Source organism: Variovorax sp. FW301-JW7, assembly GCF_058788795.1.
Genome location: NZ_JBYTBC010000015.1, coordinates 30,150 through 44,512, shown reverse-complemented (window position 1 = coordinate 44,512; position 14,363 = coordinate 30,150). Strand labels below are relative to the sequence as shown.

General features: G+C 65.0%; 7 protein-coding genes. All 7 read left to right on the top strand.

The window, feature by feature from the left end:
* Positions 1-46: 46 nt before the first annotated feature.
* Genes AC3WQM_RS28725 through AC3WQM_RS28695 form a run of 7 tightly spaced genes read left to right on the top strand, consistent with a single transcriptional unit; the run spans position 47 to position 14,238 of the window.
* A complete protein-coding gene (locus AC3WQM_RS28725; protein WP_492683415.1) occupies positions 47-2,680 on the top strand; it encodes a phage tail tape measure protein in 2,634 nt (877 codons plus the stop codon).
* Positions 2,677-3,300, top strand: coding sequence for a hypothetical protein (locus AC3WQM_RS28720; RefSeq protein ID WP_492683414.1), 624 nt, complete (start codon positions 2,677-2,679; stop codon positions 3,298-3,300). Before AC3WQM_RS28725 ends, AC3WQM_RS28720 begins: the two co-directional genes overlap by 4 nt.
* On the top strand, positions 3,297-3,920 hold the full coding sequence (locus AC3WQM_RS28715; RefSeq protein ID WP_159274826.1) for a hypothetical protein: 624 nt from the start codon (positions 3,297-3,299) through the stop codon (positions 3,918-3,920). Before AC3WQM_RS28720 ends, AC3WQM_RS28715 begins: the two co-directional genes overlap by 4 nt.
* Positions 3,917-4,333 (top strand): DUF6950 family protein, encoded by a 417-nt coding sequence (locus AC3WQM_RS28710; RefSeq protein WP_492683413.1) that lies wholly within the window; start codon positions 3,917-3,919, stop codon positions 4,331-4,333. The genes AC3WQM_RS28715 and AC3WQM_RS28710 overlap by 4 nt, the downstream gene beginning before the upstream one ends.
* Entirely contained in the window at positions 4,321-11,055 is a 6,735-nt protein-coding gene (locus tag AC3WQM_RS28705) for a hypothetical protein (RefSeq protein WP_492683412.1), read from the top strand. The genes AC3WQM_RS28710 and AC3WQM_RS28705 overlap by 13 nt, the downstream gene beginning before the upstream one ends.
* A 4-nt stretch (positions 11,056-11,059) precedes the next feature.
* A complete protein-coding gene (locus tag AC3WQM_RS28700; protein WP_492683411.1) occupies positions 11,060-11,683 on the top strand; it encodes a DUF4376 domain-containing protein in 624 nt (207 codons plus the stop codon).
* On the top strand, positions 11,680-14,238 hold the full coding sequence (locus AC3WQM_RS28695; protein ID WP_492683410.1) for a phage head spike fiber domain-containing protein: 2,559 nt from the start codon (positions 11,680-11,682) through the stop codon (positions 14,236-14,238). The genes AC3WQM_RS28700 and AC3WQM_RS28695 overlap by 4 nt, the downstream gene beginning before the upstream one ends.
* Positions 14,239-14,363 lie beyond the last annotated feature (125 nt).

The following is a 14,363-nucleotide window of genomic DNA, read 5'->3' as shown; positions in this document are numbered from 1 at the left end:
AGATGTCGGCCTTATTTTTTCTTTCTCTCACACGGACCATACAGACATGGCTGCGACACAAAAATTGGCAATCCAGATGACGATGGACGCGTCATCGATGAGTGCGAGCTTCTCGGAGGTCGCCGATGAACTTTCGAAATATATCGAAAGAGCCTCAACCGAAGTGAGCCAGGCGGAAGTCGCCAAGGCCAAGGTCGACGCCTCTATCAAGGACGTCTCTTCCTCGGTCAAGGAGGTCTCTTCCTCGGTTCAAAGCCTCTTTTCAAGTATCCAGAGTGGGAAGTCCCCCTTCACATCGTTGGTGAGTGAAGGCGGCAAGCTCGTCTCCACGCTCGGCGGCATCGGTCCTGCGACCGGGGCGCTGGGTGACTACCTTCTGAGTGCGTCCACCCGGGTCAATCTGGCGACCAAAGCGGTGACCCTTCTGACCGAGGCGTATGTCGAAGGCAGCAAGGAGGCCGCGGCGTACGCCAACGCCAACACAATGACCGGCAACTACGTCGGCCTGACCAGCGACCAGCTTCAGACAAAGGCGATCGAGATCGCCGGGACTAAGGGTACACAGGCCAGGGCCGCCGAAGCGGTGACCGCAGTGGTCAACACCGGAAGAATCGGCGGTGACGTCGTCAGCGAAGTAGCGGGCGCGACGGCTGAAATGAATCGGGTGCTCGGCACGTCGATCAACGAGGCCGTGAGCAATTTCGTCAAGCTGGCCGACGAGCCCTCCAAGGCGTCAGCCAAGCTCAATGAGACCTACCACTATCTGAGCGCGAGCACTTACGAGCGCATCGTCGCGCTGGAGAAGCAAGGGAAGACGGAAGAAGCGGCTGCACTCGCGCAGAAGACATTCGCCGTCGCGATGAAAGAACGGACCACCGAGGTTGTCGCCAATCTCGGCAGTCTGCAACGCGCCTGGCTGAACGTTACCGGATTCGCTCAAAAAGCATGGGATGCGATGCTCAATGTCGGGCGCCCCGTCACGCTTCAACAGCAGATCGATGCAGTCGATAAGCAGATCGCGCAGATCGATCTAGTCCAGCAAGGCAAGGGCTTTGTCAGCAACGGCAACGGCGCGGCTTTCGGTCGAGGAAAGGCCGGTGCGGCCCTGGATCGGGAACGTGCCGAGGCTGTGGCCAGGAAGGCGACGTTGGAGGAGAGCAAAGGACACGCGTCGAAGGCTGCATCCCAAAAGGGCGAGGCCGTTCGAGCCGAGGAGGCAGCCCTCGCCAAGAGCATCAAGAACAACGAGGAAAAGGTCGGTGAAGGGCGAAGAGTTGGAACAGGCGCTTCCGGCATTGGCCGTGCCGAAGACGAGGCTCGTCGAGCAAGCATCGAAGCTGTCCGCGAGGAATACAGCGCCAAGGCGCGAATCACCGCCGAGGGTTTCAAGAACATCGACAGCCTGCGCAAGCGCGATCTGCTCACCGACTATGGCGTCGTCCGGCAGAGGCGTGATCTGCGACTCCAGGATCTGAAGGACCAGGAGGATGCCGTCCAGAAAGAGATGCGATTGCTCGGTCCCGGGAAGGGGGCTGCTAGCGACAGAGGGAAGCTGGAGGCCAAGGCGAAAGAGATCGGCGATCAGCGTGGCTTCGTCAACAACGAAGCCGATCGGTCCTTTGCCGAACTGGATGCTGCCTCCCAGAGCAGCGTACTCAAGACCTCGCAGCAGGCAACGGAAAGGATTCGCGAGCAGGCTCGGGCACAGGAAGAGCAGAACGCCGTGTATGGCCTGTCCAAAGAGGCGATTCAGCAGTTGACCATCGCGCAGACCGAGCGGCAGATCCAGGAACTCGATGCAACCGAGAGCGTCGATCCTGCCTACCTGAAGTCGCTGCAGGCTCGTCTTGTTGCCGAGAAGGAATTGCTCGCGGCAACGCAGACCTCTGAACGCCTGAAAACCACCGACGAGAAGCAGAAGAAGGAGAAGGAAAAGGACGAGGAAAAGTCAAAGAAGATGGCCGGCGAAATCGGTGGCGTGTTCCGCGACGGCTTCGTGAATCTCCTGGAAGGCGGCGGTCGGGATGCCATAGACAAGATGGGCGAAGGGCTCAAGAAGAAGCTCGTGCAGTCGCTGGCTGATGCGTTCTACGACGCAACGCTGAAGGACGCGGTGGACGGCTTCTCCAAATGGTTGTCGGGCTCGCTCAAGAACGCGATGTCCGGCGGGGACGGTGCCAAGTCCGGTGGTGGTTCCTTGTCGGGGCTTGGAGGCATTCTCGGTGCCGTCTCTGGCCTGTTCGGCGGGTTTTCGGGGTCCACGGCCGCCGGGCTCGCGAACACGTTCGGCGGGAGCGATCCGCTCGGGTTCATGGTCAACGCAATGGGCTTGGTCAAGAGCGCCAACGGCAACGTCTTCGCCTCCCCCGGCCTGCACGCCTACGCCAACAGCGTGGTCGGCAAGCCCACCTTCTTCCCCTTCGCCAACGGCATCGGCCTCATGGGCGAGGCCGGGCCCGAAGCCATCATGCCTTTGCGCCGTGGCTCCGACGGCCGCCTTGGCGTGAGCGCTCAAGGTGCGAGTGGCGGCGGCGCGCTGCACTACGCACCCTCCACTGTCTTCCACATCGATTCGAGGTCCGATCGCGGCGCCGTGATGGCCGATCTGGACCGTGCACTTCAAGCAAACAACCAAGGCCAAATGGAACAACTCAAGCGTATGCGGGTGGTGCCCCAATGAGCATCATCACCTTGCCCCCCACCTTGCCTGTCAAGCGGCAGGACTTCGGTATCCAGACCTTCGACCTGAGCTTCAGCAGTGGCGACACCGGCTCGTCGCAGGTCGCCGTGCTGGCACCGCCGCGCCGCACCTGTGCGCTCGTGAGCGAAGAGCGCATTCCGCTGATGAACGAGGCCGCGATGTGGCGCAGCCTGGTGCATGCGCTGCGCGGCCAGGTCAACGTGCTCGCGGTCAGCGACATGTTGCAGCCGGCCCCGCGCGGTAGCGCGCGGGGCACATGGACGGCGCTGGCTGCTGCAGCGGGTGCGTCGTCGCTGTCGATCCAGATGGGGGCGGCCCAGGCCGGCAAGACCCTGCTGCAGGGCGACTGGATCGGCGTGAACCAGGGGTCGATCCAGCGACAGCTGCTGCACGTGCAGGCCGATGCCGTGGCGAACGCGTCGGGGCTGATCGTGGTGTCCGTCGAGCCGGTGTTGCGCGTGGCCGTGGCCGCCAGTAGCGCCGTGGTCTGGGATCGTCCGACCTGCCTCATGCGCAAGGTCGATACCAAGAACAACTGGTCGTCGGAGTCGCGCACGCAGGGCGGCTTCAGCCTCGATCTCATGGAGTCCTGGGAATGACAGTCACCACCAACAGCGGCTTTCAGGCCACCGCCAACGCCGGCGCCTATGGCGAACTCGCACTGGTCGAACTGCAACTGCGCTCGGGCACGGCGCGCTTCACGAACTGGCCGCTCAGCGTACAGGTCATGGGCGAGACCTGGCAGGGCGTGGGCAACCTCGGCTCCATCGGCGAGCTGCACGAGAGCGAAGACGGGGCGGCCGAGAAGCTCACGCTGACGCTCTCGCCAGTGGACATCGGCACACGTGCTTTGGCGCTTGGCGATCCCTCCGACTACCAGGACCGTCGTGTGCGCGTGTGGATCGCGATGCTCGATGCCAACACGCTGCAGATTACCGGCGCGCCCGTGCTGCGTTTCGTCGGCGTGATGGACCAGATGAAGATCGATCGCGACGGCAACAACGCCTCGATCAGCATGGACTGCCGCACGGCGAGCTACGACGTGCGCAGCAATCCCGCTGCACTGCGCATGAACAACGCGCAGCACCAGGCGCGGCATCCGGGCGAGCTCGGCTTCTCCTACCTCACGGGCCTGATCGGCAATCCCTCGATCTGGGTCAGCAAGTGGTTGCAGGCCAATCTTCAATACCGGCAAACCCTGGGGGTGCACAGCAAATGAGCACCGACCTTGACGCCTTCATCGACGCGCGACGCCATACCGGATTCGCCTATTTCAGGCACGACTGCGCAAGCATTGCCGCGGACTGGGTGCGCGAGCAGCGCGGCGCGGACCCGCTCGAGGCGCTGCGCGCGCCGGGCGGTGCATTGGCGCCCAAGAGGCTGCTGACGGCGCTGCGACATGTGCGTGCCTCGGGCGGTTTCGAGGCGGCGGCCTCCGCTCTCCTGGGGACCTCGCAGCCAGGTCGCATGGCGCAACGCGGCGATGTCGTGCTGGCTCGCAGCGGCCGTCGCATTGGCCGCGTTTCGGGCTACAGCTTCGGCATCTGCACGGGCTCACACATCGTGGCGCCCGGCACCGACCGATTGATTTTTCTTCCAATGACCGAGGGGGTGGCCGCATGGCGCATTTGATTCGACGGTTCTCCGTCCTGTTTGGCCTTCTTTGTTTTGCGGCGGTGGCGCATGCGGAGCCGACGTCCATCATCGGCGGGATCATTTCCGCCATCACGAGCTATGGAGCGGCAGTCGCTGCGGTCGTTTCGATCGTGAGTTCGGCCTACGCCTCATCGCAAGCCAAGAAGAAGGCGCGCCAGGCCGCGGCCCGCAAGTTCGCCGAAGACGTTGCCAACCTGCGTGACCGCACCGCCACGCTGGTCAGTTCGGAAGCTCCCTGGTCGACGGTCTACGGCGCACCTGCACGCGTGGGCGGCGCCATCGTTGCTGTGCTCGACAGCGGTGCGATGGCCCATTTCAAGCACATCGTGATCGTCTTCGCGGCGCATGAGTGCGAGGCCATCGACGAAATCTTCATTGACGGTACGTCGGTAGGACGACCTAACGCGGCCGGCTGGACCGATGGTGCCGAGTTCCAGATGCCGCCGCTGTTCAACGGATGGCCCTCGGAAGGTCCGTCGGTGAACGTGCAGTTTCACACCTCGCCCGGCGGTGTGGACTCGGCCGACAGCTTCCTTCGTGCCAGCCTCCATGAGACTTTCCCGGATGTCGATTTCTGGACGGAACAGCACAAGCTTAGCGGCTGCACCTATGCGGTCGTCACGCTCAACCTGCTGTTCGATCGTTTCCAGGGTGGCATTCCCGAGATCACCGCGAGGATTCGTGGCAAGAAGGTGCACGACCCGCGCACCGGTCAGACCGTCTACTCGCGCAACCCGGCACTGTGCCTGGCCGACTTCCTGCGCTCGGAGTCGGGGTACCTCGCGGCGGCCGACCAGATCGACGAGAACGCGCTCATCGCTGCCGCCAACGCTTGCGACGAGCAGGTGTACACCGCGGTGCAAGCAGGCGACGCGCTGAACTACGGCAACTCGCGCGCCCGGTACGTCTGCGACGGCATGTTCCGCTCCGACCAGGACCGCGAATCGACCCGTCAGCAGATCGAGGACGCGATGGCTGGCTTCAGCCTGGAGTCGGGCGGCGTCTGGCGCGTCCAGGCCGGCGCATGGAGCACGCCGGTGCTCAACCTCGACGACGACGACATGCTGGCACCCACGGCGGTGGCCCAGACCGCCCATCCCGGTGCGAGTCGCTTCAACGGCATGCGCGGCACGTATGTCAATGGCGCGCGCAACGGCGTCAGCGAGGACTTCTCGCCCTACCAGAACTCGAACTTCCGTGCACTCGATGCGAAGGACAAGTTCACCGACATGGCGCTGGCCTTCACGGCCTCGCACATGCGCTGCCACCAGATCGCCCGCGTGGTGGTCGAGCAGAGCCGCGGCGGCTTCGTGTTGCGCATCCATCCGAAGATGCTGGCCTGGCATCTGCAGCCCGGCGACCGCATCGTGCTCTCGAGCGCGCTGTACGGCTTCACCAACAAGACCTTCCGCGTCACCGACTGGACCTACGCGCGCAACGCACCGCTGTCGCTGCTCGTGATCGAGGACGTGCCGGCCTACTACGACCTGGCCGACGAGGTGCTGGCCGACGCGGCGCCGAACACCAACCTGCCGAGCCCGTTCCTGCAACCGCAGGCACCGTTCGACTTCAAGGTGGAAAGCGGTCCGTCGCAGATGTCGCTGCAGGACGGCGGCATGGTGGCGCGCGCCCGCGTCTCGTGGGCGAAATCGAACGAGCTCAACATCCTGAAGAGCGGCGCGGTCGAGGTGCAATGGCGCTCGCTGGCGCCGGTGAGCGACTGGCACTCGTCGCAACTGCCGGGCGATGCCACCGAGACCTTCCTGCTGGGCCTGTCGGTGCGCAGCCTCTACCAGGTGCGTGCGCGCTTTCGAACGCCCTACGCATCGAGCCCGTGGGCTACGGCCGAGCACACGCTGGTCGGCAAGGGCGGCGTGCCTGGCGACGTGGCGGGGCTTGCACTCGACGTGACCGACGCCGGCATCGTCGCCACCTGGGGTCAGCCGATCGGGCTCGACCTGCTCGACTGGAGCACGACCCGCGTGCGCATCGGCGCCAGCTGGGAGCTGGCCGACGAGGTGTTCTCCGCCAAGGGCGTGGCGGCCAACCTCGGATGGCTGCGCGTCGGCACCCAGCGTGTCTGGGCTTCGCACGGCAGCACGTCCAACCAATGGTCGGTGCCGGTCTCCGCGTCCATCGACATCGCGGCGCCTGCACAGCCGATCGTGAACGGCACCGTCTGGCGCAACGAGATCGACCTGGCCTGGCAGGACTGCAAGACCATGCAGCCGATCGCGTATTACGAGCTGCGCCGGGGTGCCACGCTCGAGACGTCCGAAGAGATCGGACGCACGGCTGAGCGGACCTTCGTTCGCACCGAAGCCACGGGCAGCTGGCGCTACTGGGTGCGCGCCGTCGATGCCGGCGGCAACGGCAGTGCGGCCGCGTATGTGCAGCTCACGGTGCTGCCCGGCATCGACGAAGCGCTGGAAGAACTCGAAAAGGGCCTGAACGAGGCCGTCGACGAGCTCAAGGCCGTCGATCAGGCGCAGGGCCAGGCGCTGGCGAAGGAAACGCAGGATCGCGCGCAGGCCCTGAGCGCCGAAGCGGCTGCGCGAACGGCCGCCCTGGCGGCAGAAACGGCCGCGCGCTCGGCGGCGTTGGTGTCCGAGGCCCAGCAGCGAACGCAGCAGGTCACGCAGGTGACGAATGCGCTCACCGCCGAAGCCACCACCCGCGCTGCGGCCGACCAGGCCGAGATCACGGCACGTGTGGCGGCCGTCTCGCAGGAGGTGGCCGACCGGAAGGCTGCGGTGACGGCCGAGGCCAGCACCCGCGCCACGGCGATCACCGCCGAACAGAGCGCGCGGGCGGCGGCACTGCTTGCCGAGACCAATGCCCGCAGCGCCGCGATTGCGGACGAGACCACGGCGCGGCAGACCGCGGACGAGTCGCTGTCGTCACGCCTCACGACGCTGAACGCATCGTTGAGCACCGCGCAGGCGGCACTGCAGACCGAAGCCACGACGCGCGCCAGCGCCGATGCGGCGGAAGCATCCGCACGCCAGCAACTGGCCACGCAGCTGCAGGCCGCCGACGCGTCGCTGACTGCCGCCATCGGCAACGAAGCCTCTGCGCGCAGTGCCGCGGACGCGGCCGAGGCCCGCAGCCGCGAGTCGCTCACGGTCGCGCTGGTGGGTGCGACGGACCTCGCCGCCACCTTGGCCTATGTGGATGGCGTGTCGCTGGACATCGGGTTTGCCGAGCAGAGCTACGGCGTCTGGCAGGCGCCGGCGCTGGGGCAGGTGGGCAGCGGCCTGATCGCCGAAGAACGCCAGGCGCGCGTGGCGGCTGACGCCGCAGAAGTCAGCGCGCGCGAGACGCTGCAAGCGCAGCTCACCGGTGGCTACGGCGGGTCGGACCTGTCGCAGGTGGTCAGCGGCCTGATCTACCAGGAGCGCAGCGCGCGCGCCACGAGCGACGAAGCCCTGGCACAGCAGATCACGTTGATCTCGGCAGGCGTGGGCGAGCAGTTCGACTACGCAAGGATCTGGTACTTCGATTCTGGCCTGGAGGCCTGGACGGGCAATGGCACGCCCTCCGTGGCGGCGGGATGGATCCGCCCCGCCAACCATGCGACCGATCCCTTCATCGTGTCGCCTGTGGGGATTGCCGCGAACGGTTCGACCTACGGCCAGATCCGCATGCGTGTGCGCAAGGTCGGTGCGCCCGCATGGGACGGCGCGCTGTCCTGGCGCGCGGCAAGCGACAGCGGCTTCGACGCGTCTCGGCGTGTGACGATGACGGAGCCGACCTACGACGGCGCAGGCATCGGCATGGTCACGGTCAGCCCCGGCTGGGATGTGGCCATCGACCAGCTCCGGATCGAGCTGTCCGCGGCGCAGACTGCCACGGCGTACTTCGAGATCGACTGGGTCGCCATCGGACGCCCGTCGCCGGGTGCTTCGAACGCCGCGCTGCAGAGCGAGATCGCTGCGCGTGCGAGTGCGGACGCCGCCGAAGTCTCGGCGCGCGAGAACCTCGCGACGCAACTGCGCGGCGCCTACAACGGCAACGACATCGGCGCACTGAGCTCGGGCCTCCTGGCATCGGAGCGCGATGCACGGGTGAGCGCGGACAGCGCCGAGGTCACGGCCCGGCAGCAGCTCGCAGCCACGGTGGCCAGCAACAAGACGAACGCGGATGCCGCGCTCGTGGCGGAGCAGACGGCGCGCGCCAATGCCGATGCCGCCGAGGTCACGGCCCGCCAGGCACTGGCCGCGACCGTGGCCGGGAACCTGGCCACCGTCAATGCCGCGATCAACGCCGAACAGAGCGCGCGGGCCACGGCGGACACGGCGGAAGTCACGGCGCGCGAATCGCTGGCCACGCAAGTGCGCGGTGCCTACACCGGCACGGACGTGGGGGCTGTCAGCTCGGGCCTGGTCTACAGCGAGCGCCAGGCACGCATCGCCGCCGACAACGCGGAGATCACGGCCCGCACGGCGCTGGCGGCCACGGTCGCGGGCAACAAGACCAGCGCCGATGCGGCGCTGGTGACTGAGCAGAGCGTGCGCGCCACCGCCGACACGGCCAATGCCAATGCGATCACCGCATTGCAGGCGACCGTCACCGGCAACGCCACGGCCGGCTCCGCAGCGGTGCAGAACGAGGCCGTTGCACGAGCGCAGGCGGACAGTGCAGAGGCGATCCAGCGGCAGGGCCTGTCCGTGGCGCTCACGGGCGTTCCCGATACTTCGGGCAGCCTGGACACGGTGATCGGGGCGTCGCTGGTCAACGACTTCGTGGGCAATGCCTTCGAAGTCTGGGAGAAGCCGACGGGCCCGACGCTCGCCAGCGGCCTGATCTACGAGGAGCGCCAGGCGCGCATCACGGCGGATGCGGCCGAGGTGTCTGCACGTCAGGCGCTCGAGGCGGTCGTCAACACCAACAAGGCGGATGCCGCCGCGGCCGTGACGGCCGAGCAGAGTGCCCGTGTCACCGCAGACACGGCGAATGCCAATGCGATCACGGCCCTGTCGGCCACCGTCAACCACACGACGAACGGCCTGCCGAGCAAGGCCAGCAACACGGCCCTGACCGCATTGACGACGCGCGTCACGAATGCAGAGGGCCTGATCACGTCGCAGGGCGATGCGATCACCAGCATCAACAGTGGGCTGGAGCTGGGGCGTGCCGATTCGCAGGCCAGCCTGACGGCAGACGAGAGCCTGGCGAATGCGACGGCATGGCGCAGCCACTACGGCACCAACCTGTCGACGTTCTTCGTCACGACCACGACCGGCAAGGTCGCCACGACGGTGTGCCGTTCGCCCGTGGGCGGCGCGAACTTCTGGAACTATTCGAAGAGCAAGGTGGTGATCGACCCGGCGCGGACCTACCGCCTCACGGCATGGGTCCGACGCGTGGATGCCAACGGCACGCACTACTGGACCTGGTGGCGCAACACGTTGGGCAACTACAGCAACAGTCCCATCGCCATCGGCAGCCTGCCCAACAACGTCTGGACCCAGATCTCGCTGGACCTGCTCGGCAGCGCCTTCGGTGACACCTCGGTCAGCCCCGGCTTCGCCCTGAACCACACGGGTGGCACGACAGGCTATTCAGAGATCCAGGGGTTCCGTTTCGAGGATGTCACGGACAGCCTGCGGATTACCAAGGCGGAGGCAACGAAGGCGGACGCCAGCGCGGTCAATGCGCTGACCACGCGAGTCACCAGCGCCGAGGGCTCGATCACGGCCCAGGCCAACTCGATGACCTCGTTGACTGCGACGGTGAACGGTCATACCTCGTCGATCTCGACCAACGCCTCTGCCATCGCAACACTGGATGGCACCGTCAAGTCGCAATGGCGCCTGAACGTCAACGCGGACAAGAAGGTCGCGGGCATGATCCTCAACAACGACGGCACGAAGTCCGAGCTGGTCGTGCTGGTCGACAAGTTCGCCATCGCGCAGGACGGCCCGGGCGGCGTGCCGACGTTCCCTTTTGTTGTCGGCAGCATCGGTGGCACACCTTCGGTGGGGATCAACGGCAACATGTTCGTCGACGGGTCGATCAAGGCTCGCTCGCTGGATGTGGAGCAGTTGACGGCTTCGATTTCCAAGCTGGGCTACATCACTTCCGGCCAGATCACGATCAACGGGGACGTGACGGGAACAGGTTGGGGCTACATCCGCAGCCCCAACAAGTGGCGCGACAACTCCTGGGGCTGGATCATGGCGCAGCACCCCAAGGGCGACATGTTCGTCGACTTCAGTCTCGCCGGCTGCGGACTCGTAATGCACTACGTGCCTGCAAGTCAGTCCACGAGTCAATACGCCAGCTTCCGTCTCTGGGGTCCCGGTTTCAACCTGGACCAGAGTGGCCTGACGATCGGAAGGGCAGTGATCGACACGCTCAGCATCCGAGGCGGGGCCGTCACGCTGCCCAATGCGAAGCAAGCCGAAAACGGTGGCAGTGGAACCACGATGTGGTTCACCGTGCCAGACAACGAAGGCGAATGGGTACAGACCTATATCACGGCGACAACTTTCGTGAACCCCTTTGGACTCGGTGTCGGGACACTGACCATTCGTGTGGATGGCAACTCTGAATGGCTGGGCGTCGGCTTGGAGGGAACAACGATCACCGGTGCAATCGTCCGGTACCTGAAGCCCGGCGGACACAGCATCGAAGTTGTAGGGACGTTCAATTGCGCGGGGACTTCCGTATTTTCTTTGGGATGTAGGAGATAAAGAGATGCCTGTTTACACGGTCTACGACAACACATCGGGTCGCGTGCTTGCGAGCGGCTCCGCGCCCACCAACGAGGATTGCTTGATGCAAGCCCGGGAGACGCACGAAAGCGTCTTGCTGGGGCAGACGGTGCCGCAAGGGCACTACCTCCATGTGGCCACACTGAAGCCCATTCCGATGGGCGACAAGCCCAGCCAGCATCATGTGTTCGACTGGACGCAATACGGCTGGGTCGACCCGCGATCGACGGAAAAGCGGCGCCAGGATCTGCGCGCACTCGTGACGGCGCGCCGTTGGGAAATCGAAACCGGCGGCATCACGTTGCAGAACGGCGCGCGTGTTCTCACGGGCAAACCCGACCAGGACCGCATCACGGCGGTGATCGTCAACGCCGAGATCGCCGGCATCGATGCCGTCGACTTCAAGGCCGACAGCGGATGGACCCGCCTGACCATCGACGAACTTCGCGGTGTGGCCCGAGCGATCGGCCTGCATGTCCAGGCGTGCTTCAGTGCCGAGCGCACGCACCACGCCGCCATCGACCAACTCCGGACAGAGGCCGAGACCGAGGCCTATGACATCTCCGCGGGCTGGCCCCTCACCCACAACAGCATCGAAACGCAATGACCACCACGCTCACCGACAAGAATTTCACGGAGCTGTTCACCTACTCTGGTGGCACAAACGGCACCTGCGTCAACTCGCAGGGGCTCATTCAGCCTAGCTCCACGCCGCGCTTCGATTTCGATCCGATCACGAAAGCTTCGAAGGGGTTGCTGATCGAAAGCCCGCGGCAGAACCTGTTGTTGTTCTCGTCTCGCTTCGATAGATATCCAACGTGGACGAGATCGAATGCCACGCCGGTGCCGGAAGCCGCTGTTGCGCCCAATGGGCGATGGGATGCATGCAAGCTGATTCTGAACAGCGGCGCCGCCGCAGGCCTCGGCCACGTCGTTCAGACCGTTGCCAAGGCTGCAACAGCGACCACCTACGCTTACTCCTTCTATGCGAAGGCGGGAGGCTCTTCGAGCGGCTGGATCTATGCGCGAGGCGCCTCTTCTGCTGACAGCATCAGCATTCCCTTCAACCTGACAACGATGGCAGCCGCAGGTGTGGCGAGCGGCGGATTTGTCGAGGTTTCGAAAAGGGTTGTCGATGCAGGCAATGGCTGGCGTCGTGTCGAATTGGTTTTCACGAGCGATGCTTCTGCCGCGCTTGTGGCCGCCATCTACCCCGGTTCTTCTGTTGGCACCAGTGGGTCGGGCGACGGTGTTGCCGGTATCTACATCTGGGGTGCGCAGCTTGAAACTGGCGCGTTCGCAAGCTCCTACATTCCCAGCGTCGATGCCGTCACGGCGCGCAGCTCCATCGGCAGCTACTACGACGCGAAAGGCATCCTGCGCTATGCGGCGGCGGGCGTTGCGCGCAACAGCTACGAGCCGTCGAACCTGATCTTGCCACCCGTGCTGATGGTCGAGGAGCAGCGCACCAACATCCTGCAAAAAAGCAGCGATATGCACTTGACGCCGTGGGCAACGAGCGGCGTCTATCGAGTGTCTGGAAAGTTGGCTCCGGATGGAAGTCTTCGGGCTGTTGAAGTGTCGGGCGCGCCGACGGGGCCTTTCGCTCAAACGGGGCCGGCGGCGACTTCCACTGTCTTGACCTATTCCGTCTACGTTCGAAATGTCTCCCGAACGGCCCCCATCTCACTCCTGCTGCGCAACAGTACGACGTCCACAAACTTCACCTTTGGCCTGTGCACGTTGTCGGGTGCCGCCCCCTCTATCTCAGGGGCCGGGTGGGAAATGCGGTCCGTAGGGAATGGGTGGTTTCGTTGCACCTACACACAGGCAACTGGCATCGGTGTCGGTGATGCGATGGCCTGCTATGCCGGATTCACCGATGCAGGTCCCGATAGCGGCGCTTTTCAGATCTGGGGCGCCCAGCTCGAAGCCGGTGCCTATGCGACCAGCTACATCCCGAGCACCGAGACCTTCACCAGCCGCGCATCCATCGGCACCTACTTCGACGCCACGGGTGTGATGAAGACCGCCGCGGCGGGCGCCGCGCGGATGACCTACAACCCCGCCGACCTGACCGTCGCACCCTGGCTCATGCAAGAGGTGTCCAGCACCAACCTGTTGACCGAGAGCGAGTTTCGCAATGGGCTTGCGGATGCGTCCGTCAGGATCGGATGCGCGGCAGCGTCCTGGAGCGAGCTGGGGTTCACGACAGGCATCGCATTCCCTGCGCCGCCGCCAGCCGGCACGTTCGCGTCTTATGCCGCCAAGTCGCCTGTTCTTGCGCCGTCGACCACCTACGTGATTTCCTGTTTCGTGAAGATGGATGACGGCGGAGCGCCCAGCATGCCCGCGTCTGGCGGCGCGGCGGACTTCGCGCTCGTCATCGCGAACGCGCCGATTTCTCCCGCCGCCTGCACCATGACGCATGTCGGGGGCGGCGTGTACCGGCTCACGGGCACGCGGACCACCGATGCATCCGTTCCCAGCACTGTGTCGGGTATCTGGAAGTACGGCACCAACAGCGCCCGGGCTTTCAAGTTCACGGGCTTACAACTGGAACAGGCGTCGTCCGCGTCGAGCTACATCCCGACAACGACGGCGACAGTGACGCGTCTCGCTGACGGCGCCACTTCAGCAACGACAACCCGACAGGCAGACGCCGCTACCTCCGGGGCAACCACGAGAGCAGGTGATCTCGTCCTCGTCGATGCAAAGAAGGGCTGGTGCAATGCCGCTGAAGGCACCATCTTCATGGAGTTCGGACGGCCGAAGGAGGGAGACACAACGGCAAGGAATCTTGTCGAGATTGGCACAGCGGTCGGAAATCGCGTGGGCATCGGGTTTACTGCATCGGCACTCGCCTACGCGTACTCCGCTGTCAACGGTCCGTCCGGGCCGAACACGGTCTCGGTCGGACTCCAGGGAACACCTGTTGGGAGCCCGGTCAAGGTCGCCCTCAGCTATGGCGCCGATGGCCTTCGGTTCGCGTGCAACGGCCAACTCCTCAAGGCTGCCCTGCCAACGGTCCCGCCGTTCGCCAACCTTGGCATTGGAAACCTGTCCTACGGCGGCAGCAATCAACCCTTTTTCCACGTCCGCGCGGTGCGCTACCAGCCGCAGAAGCTCACGGATGCGGAAGTGGTGGCACTGACGGCGTAAGGAAGTAACCCTGGCCGCAGGCCCAGCGCGAAAAGCGCAATCACACACCAGGCCCCTTCGGGGGCCTTTTTCATGCCCGCTCACGAACTCACGGCATCCCCAGGCAATCCTTCTTCGTACTGCCA